The organism is Mesorhizobium sp. M1A.F.Ca.IN.020.06.1.1 (assembly GCF_004023265.1).
Lineage (GTDB): Bacteria > Pseudomonadota > Alphaproteobacteria > Rhizobiales > Rhizobiaceae > Mesorhizobium.
On record NZ_RZSR01001566.1, the window covers coordinates 1 to 749 of the forward strand.

A 749-nucleotide genomic window follows, 5' to 3' on the forward strand; every position below is an offset into this window, starting at 1 on the left:
CTCCTGAATATGTCGCCGGGCGCGATCGCCGGCCGCACCGGACGATCGCGCAGGCTGGACCGGTAGTCCACGCCCCAATCCGCGGCTCGCCTCGACCAATCGCGGAATTCTTTCTTGTCCATGTATCCTCTCAGCAGCCGCCGGACCTTGATCGGCCCGCCACTTCGACCTTTAATTAACATGTTAAATATAATGCGCTTCGTAGGCGAACGCCCTAGCCGGGAAAATCGGGCAGGCTGGCGAAGGCCGCCTTTAGCGCGTTGGACCAGCCATCCGATATGGTTCGGTAATATTGGTCGTCATGACCGATCCGCTTCTTCAGGCCGACCTTGAAAGCATCCAGTTCCAGGAAGAGCAGGTCGAGCGGCAGGCCGACCGACAGGTTCGACTTCAGCGTCGAGTCGAAGGAGACCAACAGCAGCTTCGCCGTCTCGGCCAGGCTCATCGTACGGTCATAGGCACGGATGATGATCGGCTTGCCGTATTTGGTCTCGCCGATCTGGAAGAATGGCGTGTCGTCGGTCGACTCGATGAAATTGCCCTCGGGATAGATCATGAACAGCCGGGGTTGGCTGCCCTTGATTTGGCCGCCGAGGATGAAGGAGGCGTTGAAATAGGAATCCGCTTGATCGCCGGCGGGCGAAGACTGTGCGATCACCTCTTTCACCGTCTCGCCGACCAGCCGCACCGTCTGGTACATTGACGGGGTCTCGAGCAGCTTCTCGTGACGGTCGCCGGCCGCCTTGTTG

1 protein-coding gene is annotated in these 749 nt (G+C 59.7%); it reads right to left on the bottom strand.

The genetic code is table 11. The annotated features are described in order from the left end of the window. Window positions 1-214 precede the first annotated feature (214 nt). Window positions 215-749 (bottom strand): peptidase (locus tag EOA60_RS35575; RefSeq protein ID WP_128312760.1); only part of this gene is annotated, 535 nt, incomplete at its 5' end.